13 protein-coding genes and 1 tRNA gene are annotated in these 12,303 nt (G+C 66.6%); 12 read left to right on the top strand and 2 right to left on the bottom strand.

The genetic code is table 11. The annotated features are described in order from the left end of the window. The 6 genes from BS74_RS08465 (at position 1) to fba (ending at position 5,381) form a co-directional block, all read left to right on the top strand. Positions 1 to 1,440, top strand: a complete 1,440-nt coding sequence (locus tag BS74_RS08465; protein WP_038057879.1) for a ribulose-bisphosphate carboxylase large subunit — start codon at positions 1 to 3, stop codon at positions 1,438 to 1,440. 18 nt (positions 1,441 to 1,458) lie between these two features. Continuing rightward, complete coding sequence (locus BS74_RS08460) at positions 1,459 to 1,884, top strand: ribulose bisphosphate carboxylase small subunit (RefSeq protein ID WP_038057877.1); 426 nt, start codon at positions 1,459 to 1,461, stop codon at positions 1,882 to 1,884. A 62-nt stretch (positions 1,885 to 1,946) separates the two neighbouring features. Then, positions 1,947 to 2,843, top strand: a complete 897-nt coding sequence (cbbX, locus tag BS74_RS08455) for a CbbX protein (protein ID WP_038057875.1) — start codon at positions 1,947 to 1,949, stop codon at positions 2,841 to 2,843. A gap of 7 nt (positions 2,844 to 2,850) precedes the next feature. Next, the gene (locus BS74_RS08450) at positions 2,851 to 3,798 is read left to right on the top strand and encodes a phosphoribulokinase (RefSeq protein ID WP_245606099.1); all 948 of its coding nucleotides are present in this window, start codon (positions 2,851 to 2,853) and stop codon (positions 3,796 to 3,798) included. Positions 3,799 to 3,808: 10 nt separating this feature from the next. After that, positions 3,809 to 4,477, top strand: a complete 669-nt coding sequence (rpe, locus tag BS74_RS08445) for a ribulose-phosphate 3-epimerase (RefSeq protein WP_038057871.1) — start codon at positions 3,809 to 3,811, stop codon at positions 4,475 to 4,477. Further along, positions 4,458 to 5,381: a class II fructose-1,6-bisphosphate aldolase gene (gene fba, locus BS74_RS08440; RefSeq protein ID WP_038057869.1), complete on the top strand. Its 924-nt coding sequence runs from the start codon at positions 4,458 to 4,460 to the stop codon at positions 5,379 to 5,381. Before rpe ends, fba begins: the two co-directional genes overlap by 20 nt. A gap of 76 nt (positions 5,382 to 5,457) precedes the next feature. Here the strand turns inward: fba and BS74_RS08435 are convergent. After that, a tRNA-Pro gene (locus BS74_RS08435) sits at positions 5,458 to 5,534 on the bottom strand. 56 nt (positions 5,535 to 5,590) lie between these two features. Between BS74_RS08435 and BS74_RS08430 the strand changes: the two genes are divergently transcribed. The 6 genes from BS74_RS08430 (at position 5,591) to BS74_RS08410 (ending at position 11,116) form a co-directional block, all read left to right on the top strand. Continuing rightward, positions 5,591 to 5,908 carry a cupin domain-containing protein gene (locus BS74_RS08430; protein ID WP_038057867.1) on the top strand — a complete coding sequence of 106 codons (318 nt, stop codon included), beginning with the start codon at positions 5,591 to 5,593 and terminating at the stop codon, positions 5,906 to 5,908. A 135-nt stretch (positions 5,909 to 6,043) separates the two neighbouring features. Then, positions 6,044 to 7,600, top strand: a complete 1,557-nt coding sequence (locus BS74_RS08425) for a sensor histidine kinase (RefSeq protein ID WP_245606098.1) — start codon at positions 6,044 to 6,046, stop codon at positions 7,598 to 7,600. Between the two features lie 14 nt (positions 7,601 to 7,614). Further along, positions 7,615 to 8,208, top strand: a complete 594-nt coding sequence (locus tag BS74_RS12560) for a tetratricopeptide repeat protein (protein WP_245606140.1) — start codon at positions 7,615 to 7,617, stop codon at positions 8,206 to 8,208. A gap of 19 nt (positions 8,209 to 8,227) precedes the next feature. After that, a complete protein-coding gene (locus tag BS74_RS08420; protein WP_038059079.1) occupies positions 8,228 to 8,590 on the top strand; it encodes a response regulator transcription factor in 363 nt (120 codons plus the stop codon). Further along, a complete protein-coding gene (locus BS74_RS13025; protein WP_038057865.1) occupies positions 8,574 to 9,713 on the top strand; it encodes a HEAT repeat domain-containing protein in 1,140 nt (379 codons plus the stop codon). The genes BS74_RS08420 and BS74_RS13025 overlap by 17 nt, the downstream gene beginning before the upstream one ends. Then, positions 9,710 to 11,116: a glycosyltransferase family 2 protein gene (locus BS74_RS08410; protein WP_038057863.1), complete on the top strand. Its 1,407-nt coding sequence runs from the start codon at positions 9,710 to 9,712 to the stop codon at positions 11,114 to 11,116. Before BS74_RS13025 ends, BS74_RS08410 begins: the two co-directional genes overlap by 4 nt. Here the strand turns inward: BS74_RS08410 and BS74_RS08405 are convergent. Beyond that, positions 11,102 to 12,274 (bottom strand): MFS transporter, encoded by a 1,173-nt coding sequence (locus tag BS74_RS08405; RefSeq protein WP_038057861.1) that lies wholly within the window; start codon positions 12,272 to 12,274, stop codon positions 11,102 to 11,104. The genes BS74_RS08410 and BS74_RS08405 overlap by 15 nt on opposite strands. Positions 12,275 to 12,303: the final 29 nt, after the last annotated feature.

The following is a 12,303-nucleotide window of genomic DNA, read 5'->3' as shown; positions in this document are numbered from 1 at the left end:
ATGACGGATAAGAAGGCCATCTACAAGAAGGGCGGGGTGGTGGAGTACAAACAGATGGGCTATTGGCAGCCCGACTACGAGCCCAAGGATACGGATACCATCGCCCTTTTTCGCGTGACCCCGCAGCCGGGGATTGAGCCCGAGGAGGCGGCGGCGGCGGTGGCCGGGGAATCCTCCACCGCCACCTGGACCGTGGTCTGGACCGACCGCCTCACCAGCCTGGACCGTTACCAGGCCAAGGCCTTCCGGGTGGAGCCGGTTCCTGGCAACCCCGAGCAGTACTTCGCCTGGATCGCCTACGACCTGGCGCTTTTTGAGGAGGGGTCCATCGCCAACATGACCTCCTCCATCATCGGGAACGTCTTCGGCTTCAAGGCCCTTAGGGCGCTGCGCCTCGAGGACCTCCGCATCCCGGTGGCCTACCTCAAGACCTTCAAGGGCCCGCCCCATGGGATTCCCGTGGAACGGGACATGCTGAACAAGTACGGCCGCCCCCTCCTGGGGGCCACGGTGAAGCCCAAGCTGGGCCTTTCCGGCAAGAACTACGGCCGGGTGGTCTACGAGGCCCTGGCAGGGGGCCTGGACTTCACCAAGGACGACGAGAACACCAACTCCCAGCCCTTCCAGCGCTGGCGGGACCGCTTCCTCTACGCCCAGGAGGCGGTGATGAAGGCGGAGCAGGTCACGGGGGAGCGCAAGGGGCACTACATGAACGTGACCGCCGCCGACATGGAGCAGGTCTACGAGCGCCTGGAGTTCGCCAAGGAGATCGGCGCCATCGTGGTCATGGTGGACCTCACCATGGGCTACACCGCCTTGCAGTCCGTGTCCAACTGGTGCCACAAAAACGGCATGCTCCTCCACATGCACCGGGCTAGCCACTCCACCTTTACCCGCCAGAAGAACCACGGGGTGAACTTCCGGGTGGTGGCCAAGTGGCTTCGCATGCTGGGGGTGGACCACCTCCACGCCGGCACCGCCGTGGGTAAGCTGGAGGGCGATCCCAACCTGGTGCGGGGCTACTACGACATCCTGAGGGAGCAGTACGTGAAGGCGGACCCGGTGAAGGGCATCTACTTTGACCAGGACTGGGGTTACTTGGCCCCGGTTATGCCCGTGGCCTCCGGTGGGATCCACGCCGGCCAGATGCACCTTCTCCTTTCCCTCTTCGGGGACGATGTGGTCCTGCAGTTTGGCGGCGGCACCTTCGGCCACCCCATGGGCATCCAGGCGGGGGCCACGGCCAACCGGGTGGCCCTGGAAGCCATGGTGAAGGCCAGAAACGAGGGCCGGGACATCCTGGCCGAGGGCCCCGAGATCCTCAAGAAGGCTGCCCAGCACTCCCCGGCCCTGGCGGCGGCTTTGGAAACCTGGGGCAGCGTCACCTTTGACTTCGCCTCCACCGATACCCCGGACGTGGTGCCCACCCCCAGCAACTAAGGGAAGGAGGGTGTGAAGATGCGCATTACCCAAGGTACCTTCTCCTACCTGCCCGACCTCACGGACGAGGAGATCCGCGCCCAGATTGAGTACATCATCCGAAACGGCTGGGCGGTTTCCATTGAGTACACCGACGACCCCAGCCCCTACAACGTCTACTGGAACATGTGGGGCCTGCCCATGTTTGACCTGGAGGATGCCGCGGCGGCCATGTACGAGTTCCAGAAGTGCCGCGAGGCCTTCCCCAACTCCTACATCAAGATCAACGGCTACGATTCCTCCCCCATGTGGCAGGCGCAGAGGGTTTCCTTCATCGCTCACCGGCCCAAGAAGGAGCCTGGCTTCCGCCTCCACCGGCAGCTTTGGAGCGATGGGCGCAGGCTGAAATACACCTTGGAACCCTACGCCACCATGAGGCCGGAGGGCGAGCGCTACCAGGAGTAATCCCCGGGATCTAGGGGCCCCGGCCCCGGCCGGGGCCCATTCCCAAAACCCTAAGGAGGGCCATGCAGGAAACCCAAGGCCAAAACCTGGCGGTGGTGAAGAACCCCGAGATCGAGGCGGTGCTGGACACCTTGGATCGGGAGCTGGTGGGCCTTCATCCGGTGAAGCGCCGGATCCGGGAGATCGCCGCCTACCTCTCCGTGGACCGGCTCCGCCGGGAGCTGGGGCTTACCGCCGACCGCCCCACCCTGCACATGGCCTTCGTGGGCCCCCCGGGCACGGGGAAGACCACCGTGGCCATGCGCATGGCCACCATCCTGCACAAGCTGGGCTACATCCGCCGCGACCACCTGGTGGTGGCCAGCCGCGATGACCTGGTGGGGCAGTACATCGGCCACACCGCTCCCAAGACCAAGGAGGTCTTGAAGCGGGCCATGGGGGGTGTCCTCTTCATCGACGAGGCCTACAGCCTCTACCGGGCGGAGAACGAGCGGGACTACGGCCAGGAGACCATAGAGATCCTCCTGCAGGTCATGGAAAACCAGCGGGAGGACCTGGTGGTGATCCTGGCCGGTTACAAGGACCGCATGGAGGAGTTCTTCGCCCTAAACCCGGGGATGCGCTCCCGCATCGCCCACCACATAGAGTTTCCCCCCTACAGCGCCGAGGAGCTCTTCCAGATCGGCAAGCTCATGCTGGAGAGGCAGGGCTACCGCTTCACCGAGGAGGCGGAAAAGGCCTTCCTGGAGTACTTGGAAAGGCGCATGCGGCTTCCCAACTTCGCTTACGCCCGAAGCGTGCGCAACGCCCTGGACCGCTTCAAGCTTAGGCAGGCCTACCGGCTTTACCAGAAGGCAGGCCCCGTGACCCCAGAGGACCTCATGACCATTACCGCGGAGGACATCTACGCCAGCTCGGTATTTAAGGAGGAGGGAAGGGAGGAGGAAGATGCCCCATAGGCCCTTTATGTTAGGCATTGCCGGCGACTCGGGGGCGGGGAAGACCACCATCTCCGGGGGGATCGCCCGGCTTCTTGGGGTGGAGCGGACCACCAACATCTGCGTGGACGACTACCACAAGTACGACCGCAAGCAGCGCAAGGAGCTGGGCATCACCCCCCTGAACCCCGAGTGCAACTACATGGACATCATGGAGCAGCACGTGCGCCTCTTGTCCGAGGGGGAGCCCATCCTGAAGCCCGTGTACAACCACTCCACGGGCACCTTTGACCCGCCCGTCTACGTCCCCGCTCCCCGGGCGGTGGAGGAGGAGGGGAGGCTTGTTCCCCGGGTGGTGATCCTCGAGGGGCTCCTCACCCTGTTCTCCCCTGCCCTTAGGAGCCGTTACCACCTCACCGTCTACTTGGACCCCGAGGAGGAGCTGAGGCGCGAGTGGAAGGTGAAGCGCGACGTGGCCAAGCGGGGCTACACCCCGGAGGAGGTCATCGCCGACATCGAAAGGCGCATGCCCGATTCCCGGGCCTTCATCTGGCCCCAGAAGGAGCACGCGGACATCATCGTGCGCTTCTACCGCCCCGCGGGCTACGACCCCGAGAACCCCAGCACCCTGAACGTGCGCATCGCCCTCAAGCACACCCTGCCCCGTCTGGACCTTTCCGAGGTGCTCCACTCCGCCTACGAGGACGAGGCCCTTATCCGCCTGGAAACCCGGAAGGAGGCGGACATCCTGGACATCACCGGCAACGTGACCCCCGAACGGGCCCAGGCCTTTGAGCGGATCATCTGGGAACACCTGGGGGCTCACGCCGAGCACTTTGACCCCAGCCTGGTGGGCACCTTCTGGGACAAGGCGGGGCAGAGCTACCCCCTGGCCCTGACCCAGCTCATCATCGCCTACTATCTGGTTAAGATGCGGGAGCTGGCCATCGAGCGGGGACACCTGCGGGTGGCCTAGGGGGATGGGAATGCTCAAGTTTGCGCCCTCCATCCTGACGGCGGACCTGGCGAGGCTTAAGGACCAGATCCAGGAGGCGGAGGCGGCCGGGGTGGACTGGATCCACCTGGACGTGATGGACGGGGTCTTCGTCCCCAACCTCACCTTCGGCCCCCTTTTGGTGGAGGCGGTGCGGCGGGTAACCTCCCTGCCCTTGGACGTGCACCTGATGATCGTGCAACCGGAGCGCTACCTGGAGGACTTCGCCCGCGCCGGGGCCGACCTCATCACCGTCCACTACGAGGCCACGCCCCACGCCCACCGGGCGGTGCAGAAGGTGAAGGAGCTGGGGAAGAAGGCGGGGCTGGCCCTTAACCCCGCCACCCCCCTGGAGGCCTTTGAACCCCTTTTGCCCGAGCTGGACCTGGCCCTCCTCATGAGCGTGAACCCGGGGTTTGGGGGGCAGAGGTACATCCCCAGCGCCACGGGGAGGCTTCGCCGCCTCAAGGAGATGCGGGACAGGCTTAACCCTTCCTGCCTCATCCAGGTGGACGGGGGGGTGAACCGGGAGACCGTGGCCGAGGTGTACCGGGCGGGGGCGGACGTGGCCGTGGCGGGGAGCGCCCTTTTCAACCAGCGGCCCGTGGCTGATAACCTTAGGGAGCTAAAGGAGGTGCTGTATGCCCTTGGTGATAGGTAAGGAGGTTCTGGACAAGGCGCGGCGGGAAGGCTATGCGGTTCCCAGTTTCAACACCAACAACCTGGAGATCACCCAGGCCATCCTCGAGGTGGCCGACGAGCTCCGGGCCCCCGTCTTCATCCAGATTTCCGACGGGGCCCGGAAGTACGCCGGGATGGAGAACCTGGCCAACCTGGTGAAGGACATGGCCAGCCGCACCAAGGTGCCCGTGGTCCTTCACCTGGACCACGGGGCCGACTTCAAGATGGTGATGCAGGCTCTGCGGGCGGGCTTCACCAGCGTGATGATTGACGCCAGCCACCACCCCTTTGAGGAAAACGTGGCCGAGACCAAGAAGGTGGTGGAGGCGGCCCATGCGGTGGGGGTGAGCGTGGAGGCGGAGCTTGGGCGGCTTCAGGGCATTGAGGACAACATCCAGGTGTCCGAGGCCGAGGCCTTCCTCACCGACCCCGAGGAGGCGGAGCGCTTCGTGGCGGAGACGGGGATTGACTACCTGGCCATCGCCATCGGCACCAGCCACGGGGCCTACAAGGGGAAGGGGCGGCCCTACATTGACCACAAGCGCCTCGAGGAGATCAGCAAGCGGGTTTCCATCCCCCTGGTGCTCCACGGGGCCAGCGGGGTCCCCGCCTGGCTCAAGGAGAAGCTCCTGGCCACGGGGGCTGAGCTCAAGGAGGCCACGGGCATCCACGACGAGGACATCCGTAAGGCCATCCCCAAGGGGATCGCCAAGATCAACATCGACACCGACCTGCGCCTGGCCATGACCCTGGGCATCCGCGAGGTGGTGCTGGGGAACCCCAAGGAGTTTGACCCCAGGAAGATCCTCGGGAAGGGCAGGGACTACCTGAAGCAGGTGATCCGGGAGAAGTTTGAATTGATGGGCACGGTGGGCCGGGCATAGACCCCCCCACCCTGGCCATGCCAGGGTGGGGACCCAAGCCCAATGACCAAGCCCCGCCCGTTTGGGCGGGGCCTTTTGGTCGGGGAGGCCGGATTTGAACCGACGACCACACGCACCCCAAGCGTGTGCGCTACCAGGCTGCGCTACTCCCCGGCGCGCAAAGGTTAGTCTAGTGCCCTCTGAGGCCTCCGTCAAGTAGACTCGGAAACATGGAGATCAAGGACCTGAAAAGCCTCGCCCGCTTCAGCCCGGAGAAGATGGCCAAGATCCCGGTGTTTGAGTCCGAGCACATGTTCTTTGACCTCTACGCCCTCCTTCCCGGGCAGGCGCAGAAGGTGCACGTGCACGAGGGCTCGGACAAGGCCTATTACGTCCTGGAAGGGGAGGTGGTGGTGAGGATTGGGGAGGAGGAGGCGCTTCTGGTTCCCGGGATGGCGGCCCTGGCCCGCTCCGGGGAGGCCCATGGGGTGCGCAACGAGTCCGCCAACCCGGCCCTTCTCCTGGTGGTGATGGCCCCGAGGCCCTAAGTACCCCGTCGTGGCGCAAGCCACGACGGGGACCCCAGAAAGACTTTGGGCATCGCCCTTCTTCCCGGTCTATTGCGGCAACCTCCACCTTAGGTTTCACAGGGCCTTCACAGGCCCGGGGTAGCCTGAGGACAGATGCTCAAGGCCCCTCCCGCTGACCTGGGTTTTCTCACGCAGCTTCTCCAGCGCTATCCCGTGCGCTTGGTCTTCCGGGGGGAGGTGCTCCCCCAGGGCCCGGTGCGTGGGGAGAAGCTCCTGGAGGAGGGGGACCTGGTCCTCTACTGGGAGGGCCCCGCCCCTTCCCGGGAGGTCCGGGAGACCTTGTCCCTCCTCCTGCGGGCCTTTCGGGAGGTCCTGGAGCTCAGGGAGCGGGAGCTCGCCCTTTTGAAGAGCCAGGAGGAGAGCGCCCGGCTCCTGGGCCTCCTGCTCCACGAGATCAAGAACCCCCTGATGAGCGTGCTGGGGGCCCTGGAGCTGGCCCTGGAGACCGAGGGGCTACCGGAGGAGGCCAGGGAGCTCCTGGGGATCGCCGAGAAAAGCGCCCGGCGGATCCAGGAGCTTTTGCAGAAGGCACGGGAGTACCTGCGCCTGGGGCAGGGGGTGCGGCTCAAAAGCGAGCGGGTGGACCTGAGGGAGCTTCTGCGCCAGGTGGCGGAGGAGATGCGGCCCGTGGCCCGGCGGAAGCGGATCGCCCTGCGCCTGGTCCTGCCCCGGCGGGAGGCCTGGGTCTATGGGGACCGGGAGTGGCTGTACCAGGCGGTCCTCAACGTGGTCAACAACGCGGTGAAGTACACGCCCGAGGGGGGGCGGGTGAGCCTGCGCCTTCTGGTGGGGCAGGACCGCTACGGGGTGGCGGTGTCCGACACCGGCCCCGGCATCCCCGAGGAGGAGCAGGCCAAGGTCTTTGAGCCCTTTTACCGGGCCTCCACCCGTGGGGAGGTGGAGGGGACGGGTTTGGGCCTGGCCTTGGTGAAGCGGGTCCTCGAGGCCCACGGGGGGGAGGTGCGCCTAAAAAGCCGCCTGGGCCGGGGGAGCACCTTTCTCCTCCTCCTGCCCAGGCCTAAGCCCGGCCAGCGGGCTCCCGTGGGCAGGCTCCTCCTCCTGATGGTGGCCCTCATCGCCCTGGCCCGCATGCCCATCTTCCCCGCCCCTTTGGGCTCCCGGGGCTTCGGGGAGGTGCCCGCGGGGGAGGTGGTCCGGCTCCGGGGGTTGACCCTGGCCTTTAGCCCGGAGGCGCAAGGGGAGGTGAAGCGCTGGCGAAGCCTCTTTGGGGGTGGGGAGCGCCTCCAGGTGGCCTTGGAGGCGGGTGGGGTGGAGGCGGTGCGGGAGGCCCCGGTGCCCCTGGCCCTCATCACCCCGGAAGGGGAGGTGCGGCCCACGGGCACCCACCTGCGCCTTTTCCGCGAGGAAACGGCCCGGGTTTCCCTCTACCGGGGGCGGGTGGCCTTGGGCCGGGAGGCCCTGTCCGCCGGGGAGGGGGCGGTGTTGGGCAAGGGGGTGCGGCGCAAGCTCCTCCCCGCGCCCCTGGTGCGCCCGGTGCCGGGGGCGGGGGGGGGGAGGTGGTCTTCCGCCTCCTCCTGCCCGAGGGGGCCAAGGGGTTCCGGGTGGAGGTGCAAAGCGGGGACCGGGTGGTCCTCGCCGCCAAGGGGGAGGGGAGCGTCTTCCGCTACCTGCCCCAGGGGGATCGCCTGAGCCAGGTGCGGGTCATGGCCTTGGACGAGGTGGGCCTGGAGGGCTACCCCTCGGACCCCGTGCCCTTCCGGGAGCGGAGGAGCTTCCACGAGGGCAAAAGGCGGCTTCCCCAGGACCCTAGGGGGGCGGAGGCCTACTTGCGGAAGGCGGTGGCCGCTTTCCCCGACGACGCCGAGGCCATCGGGGAGCTGGCCTTCGCCCTTTACCTCCAAGGCCGCCACGCCGAGGCTAAACCCCTGTTTGAGCGCTCCTTGGCCCTCCTGGACAGCCCCGACGTGCGGGTGCGCTACGCCCGGCTCCTCTACCACATGGGGCGCTATGGGGAGGCGGAGGAGAACTACCGCAGGGTCCTTGGGGAAGACCCGGGGAACCTGGATGCCCGCTGGGGCCTGGCGGAGGTGGCGTTGGCCCTGGGGCGGGCCAAGGAGGCGGAGCTTTTGGCGCGGCAGGTCTTGGCGGTGGCTCCGGACTACCCCTTGGGGCGCTTCACCCTGGCCAAAGCCCTCCTGGAGCAAGGCCGGGTGGAGGAGGCCAAGGAGCTTTTGCAGGCAGAGCTTCGCCTTAGGCCCGACGAGGAGGTGGCGGCGCTGTTGAGCCGGCTTCCCTAAGGAGGATAAGATGAGCGGGATGGCAAAGGTTCTGTTGGTGGAGGACGATCCCACGGTGGCCCGGGTGCTGGAGGTGGCCCTGAAGCGGGCGGGCCACGGGGTGGGGCTTGCCCGGGATTTCCTTGAGGCCCTCGAGGCCCTGGGCCAGGACTGGGACGCCATCGTGCTGGACCTGAACCTGCCCGGAGGGTTCGGTCTGGACCTCCTTCGCCACCTGCGCCAGGAGCTAGGGAAGCCCACCCCGGTCCTGGTGCTTTCGGGTCTCAAGCAGGAGCGCACCGTGGTGGAGGCCCTGCGGCTTGGGGCCCAGGACTACCTCACCAAGCCCTTCAGCCCCCAGGAGCTGGTCCTCAGGCTGGAGCGGTATGTGGCGGCGGGGTGAGCGGCTTTACGCCCTTTTGGTGGCCTTGGTGGTCCTGCTGGAGGCCTTGGCCCTGGGGGGTCTGGCGGTGGCCTTTTCGGGGCGGCTCTTTAACCTCTTTGCCTACCCGGTGGTCTACCGGGCCGTTTTCCAGGCCCTGGTCCTGACCGGGCTGGCCTTAAGTGGCCTCTCCGCCTACATCCTTCTCTACCACGCCTACACCGCCCGCAAGGAGCTTCTGGAGCGAAGGGCGTATGAGGAGTGGCTGACGCGGTTCACCCAAGCCCTCTTCGGCGGGGAGCCGCCCCCGCCGCCCCCTTGGCCCCGGGCGGCCCTCGAGGCCCTTTTGAACCTGCGGGAGATGCTCAAGGGGGAGTTTTCCGACCGGATTGCGGCTTGGCTTCGCCAGGCCAGACCTCCCTGGCCCCGGGTCCTGAGGGCCCGCTACGCCTCCCGGCCCCTGCGGCTTGAGGCCCTAGACGCCCTGGCCCAAGCCCGCTTGCCGGAGACCCTGGAGGTCATCCTCCCCTACCTCGCCCACCCGGATCCGGTCCTGCGCCTGGCGGCGGCCCGGGCCGGGGCCCGGGTGGCCCAGGAGGAGGGGCTCGTACCCTTGGCGGAGGCCCTCCTTCAGGCGGGTCTACCCCGCGGGGCCCTTTTGGAGGTCCTCCTCCTCCTGGAGGAGCGGGCAACCCCCGTGGTGGAGGCTTTCCTCGCCCGAGGGGGAAGGGAGGAGGTGTGGGCAGCCCTGGAGGCCGTGGGCCGGCTGAAGCTTTTGCCCTTGGTGGAAAGGGTTCTTGCCTTCCTGGACCATGCGGATCCAGAGCTGAAGGCGGCGGCCATGCGTGCCCTTTACCGCCTGCGCTACCCACCCCAGGGTTACGAGGGGTCTTTGCTGGCGGCCTTGAAGGACGAGCGGGAGTTCCTGCGGGCCCATGCCGCCAGGCTCATGGGCCTTTTGGGGAACCCCCTGGCCCAGAAGGCCTTGTGGAGGGCCCTTTCCGACCCTTCCTTTTACGTGCGCCGGGCGGCGGCGGAGGGGCTTTGGCTCATGGACCAGGGCCTTTTGGCCCGGGCTGCGGAAAGCCACCCCGACCCCTTTGGCCGGGCCATGGCAGGGCAGGTGCTACGGGAGGGGGCGTGAACCTCCTTTTGGATTTCTTGTTTTTTTACCAGGTGGTTATCCTTTGGTATTTCGCCTTTTTGAACTTCTTTTATGCCCTCTTCGCCTTCTTCGGCCTGGGAATGGTGGCCCGCTATGCCCGGGAGCTTTCCGAGCTTTCCCTAAAGGATCTTCTGGAGCGGGAGGCGTACCTCCCGGTGTCCATCCTGGTGCCCACCTACAACGAGGAGAAGACCATTGTCCCCTCGGTGCGTTCCTTTTTGGCCTTGCAGTATCCGGAGTTTGAGGTGGTGGTGGTGGCGGATGGGCCCAAGGACCGCACCTTGGAGGTGCTCAAGGAGGCCTTCCACCTGGTGGAGGTGGACTGGGTTTACCGCCGGGTTCTTCCCACCAAGCCCGTTCGGGCCGTGTACCGTTCCCTGTCCCATCCCAACCTCATCGTGTTGGACAAGGAAAATGGGGGTAAGGCCGACGCTTTGAACGCCGGGCTCAACCTGGCCCGCTACCCCCTTTTCTGCGCCGTGGATGCGGACAGCCTCCTGGATGCCCAGGCCCTCCTCCGGGCGAGCCGTCTTTTCCTGGAGGAGGACCGGGTTCTGGCGGTGGGGGGAACCATCAGGCCCTTAAACGGGGCGGTGGTGCGGGGAGGTGTGGTGGAAGCCCTGCACCTTCCCCGGGGTTTTCTAGAAATAATGCAAATCATAGAGTACGCCCGGGCCTTTTTCATGGGCCGGGCGGGCTGGAGCGCCATGGGGGCTTTGCTCATCATCTCGGGGGCCTTTGGCCTCTTCCGCCGGGAGGAGGTCCTAAGGGTCGGGGGGTACCGCACGGACACCGTGGGGGAGGACATGGAGCTGGTGGTGCGCCTTCACCGCCGGGCCCGGGAGGAGGGAAGGGAGTACCGCATTCTCTACACCCCGGACCCCATCTGCTACACCGAGGTGCCCACGGACTGGGCCACCCTAAGAAGGCAACGGAACCGCTGGCACCGGGGGCTTTGGGAGGTGCTTTGGACCCACCGGGTCATGCTCTTTAACCCCCGGTATGGCCGGCTGGGCCTTCTGGCCATGCCCTACTTCCTTCTCTTTGAGGCCTTGGCCCCTGTGGTGGAGGTCTTGGGGTATGTGCTTTTGCCCGTTTTCTACCTTCTGGGCCTTTTCAACGCGGAGTTTGCCTTCCTCTTCCTTCTCCTCGCCCTGGCCTACGGGGTGCTTCTTTCCCAGCTGGCGGTGGGCATGGAGACCTTGCTCCTCCAGCGCTATCCCCGGCTCAGGGACCGCTTGGCGCTTTTGCTTTTGGCCATCCTCGAGGGCCTGGGCTACCGGCAGATCCTGGCCTGGGAGCGTTTTCTTGCCACCTTCCAGGTCTGGCGTAAGCGGGGCGTCTGGGGGGAGATGCGGCGCAAGGGCTTAGGGCCTCCGTAGGCGGAGGGCCACCCCAAGCCGCAGGCCTAGGGAAAGCAGGATGGGAAGGTGGTAAGGGCTCGGTCCCCAACCGAGGCTGGCCACGCTCCCCGCCAGCAAGCTTCCCAAGAGGCCTCCCAGGCCCAAGGCCAGCCAAAAGAGGACCAGGTAGCTGTTTCTTACTTCCTTGGGGGCATGGGCCAGGGCGGCGTTGGCCAGGGCGGTGCCCAGACCGCTCCAGGCCAGGGCATCGGCCAGGGCGGAAAGCCATATGGGCCAGGGGAACTCCCTCGAGCCCATGAGCCAGAGCCCCGGCATGAGGGCGGCCACCAGGCTGGTCCACCGGAGGACCACCCCGTGCCCCCTTCGGTCCGCCAGGCGGCCCCAGATGGGGCCAAAGAGGAGGCCGCTGGTGGCGGATATCACCGTCCAAAGGCCCACCTCGGTCATGGAGAGGCCACCCACCCTTACGAAGTAGGGGATGACGTAGGGCCCTCCCACCATGACCGCCCCGTACCAGAGGAAGACGAGCCCCAGGTAACGTCGGTAGGCCAGGTCCTGCCAGGCGATGGTTAACGCCTTCTTGGCGGGCGGGGAGGGGGATTCCGAGGGTTCGCTTTGCAGGCGTAGCAGCAAGACGGAAAGGAGCCCGGCCCCCACCCCCAGGAGGAGGATGGCCTGGTAGCCCAGGGGCAGGGGGAGGCGGTCGGCCACCAGGCCTCCCCCGAGGTTCCCCAGGGTGCCCACCAGGCCCAAGAGGGCGTTCCTGAAGCCGAAATACCGGCCCCGCCGTTCCTCGGGCACCAGGTCCGCCATCCAGGAGAGCCAAAGCACCCCCACCGGGGCCGCCAGAAGCTGGGAAAGACCCGCAAAGAAAAGCAGGGTCGGGACCCTCCAGCCTTCCGGCAAGAAACCGGCCAAGGCCGCGGGCAGGAAAAGCACCCGGGAGAGGAGGTTGAGGCGCCCCGCCAAGGCTTTGCGGTTTCCCCTGAGGAAAAGGGCCAGGGGGGTTAGGAGCTGGGCCAGAAAGGGAAGGGCCCCCAAGAGGGCCAGGGCCTTGGGGGAAGCCCCCAGGGCCAGGGCGTACCCGGTGACCATCACCCCGGTGCTCCAGTTGAGGAAGAGGATTGCCAAGACGCCTTCCCAGATGGAGAGCCTGAGGGAGCGCTCCGGTTCCACCCCACGATTATCCTTGAACCCGGTAAAAT

This window comes from Thermus amyloliquefaciens, assembly GCF_000744885.1.
Lineage (GTDB): Bacteria > Deinococcota > Deinococci > Deinococcales > Thermaceae > Thermus > Thermus amyloliquefaciens.
This window is presented reverse-complemented; position numbering and strand designations above follow the sequence as displayed.

Excerpts from the sequence above, each read along its gene's own strand:
- BS74_RS08465 (WP_038057879.1), top strand. The coding sequence starts at position 1 with ATGACGGATAAGAAGGCCATCTACAAGAAGGGCGGGGTGGTGGAGTAC.
- BS74_RS08460 (WP_038057877.1), top strand. The coding sequence starts at position 1,459 with ATGCGCATTACCCAAGGTACCTTCTCCTACCTGCCCGACCTCACGGAC.
- cbbX (WP_038057875.1), top strand. The coding sequence starts at position 1,947 with ATGCAGGAAACCCAAGGCCAAAACCTGGCGGTGGTGAAGAACCCCGAG.
- BS74_RS08450 (WP_245606099.1), top strand. The coding sequence starts at position 2,851 with ATGTTAGGCATTGCCGGCGACTCGGGGGCGGGGAAGACCACCATCTCC.
- rpe (WP_038057871.1), top strand. The coding sequence starts at position 3,809 with ATGCTCAAGTTTGCGCCCTCCATCCTGACGGCGGACCTGGCGAGGCTT.
- fba (WP_038057869.1), top strand. The coding sequence starts at position 4,458 with ATGCCCTTGGTGATAGGTAAGGAGGTTCTGGACAAGGCGCGGCGGGAA.
- BS74_RS08430 (WP_038057867.1), top strand. The coding sequence starts at position 5,591 with ATGGAGATCAAGGACCTGAAAAGCCTCGCCCGCTTCAGCCCGGAGAAG.
- BS74_RS08425 (WP_245606098.1), top strand. The coding sequence starts at position 6,044 with ATGCTCAAGGCCCCTCCCGCTGACCTGGGTTTTCTCACGCAGCTTCTC.
- BS74_RS12560 (WP_245606140.1), top strand. The coding sequence starts at position 7,615 with ATGGCCTTGGACGAGGTGGGCCTGGAGGGCTACCCCTCGGACCCCGTG.
- BS74_RS08420 (WP_038059079.1), top strand. The coding sequence starts at position 8,228 with ATGGCAAAGGTTCTGTTGGTGGAGGACGATCCCACGGTGGCCCGGGTG.
- BS74_RS13025 (WP_038057865.1), top strand. The coding sequence starts at position 8,574 with ATGTGGCGGCGGGGTGAGCGGCTTTACGCCCTTTTGGTGGCCTTGGTG.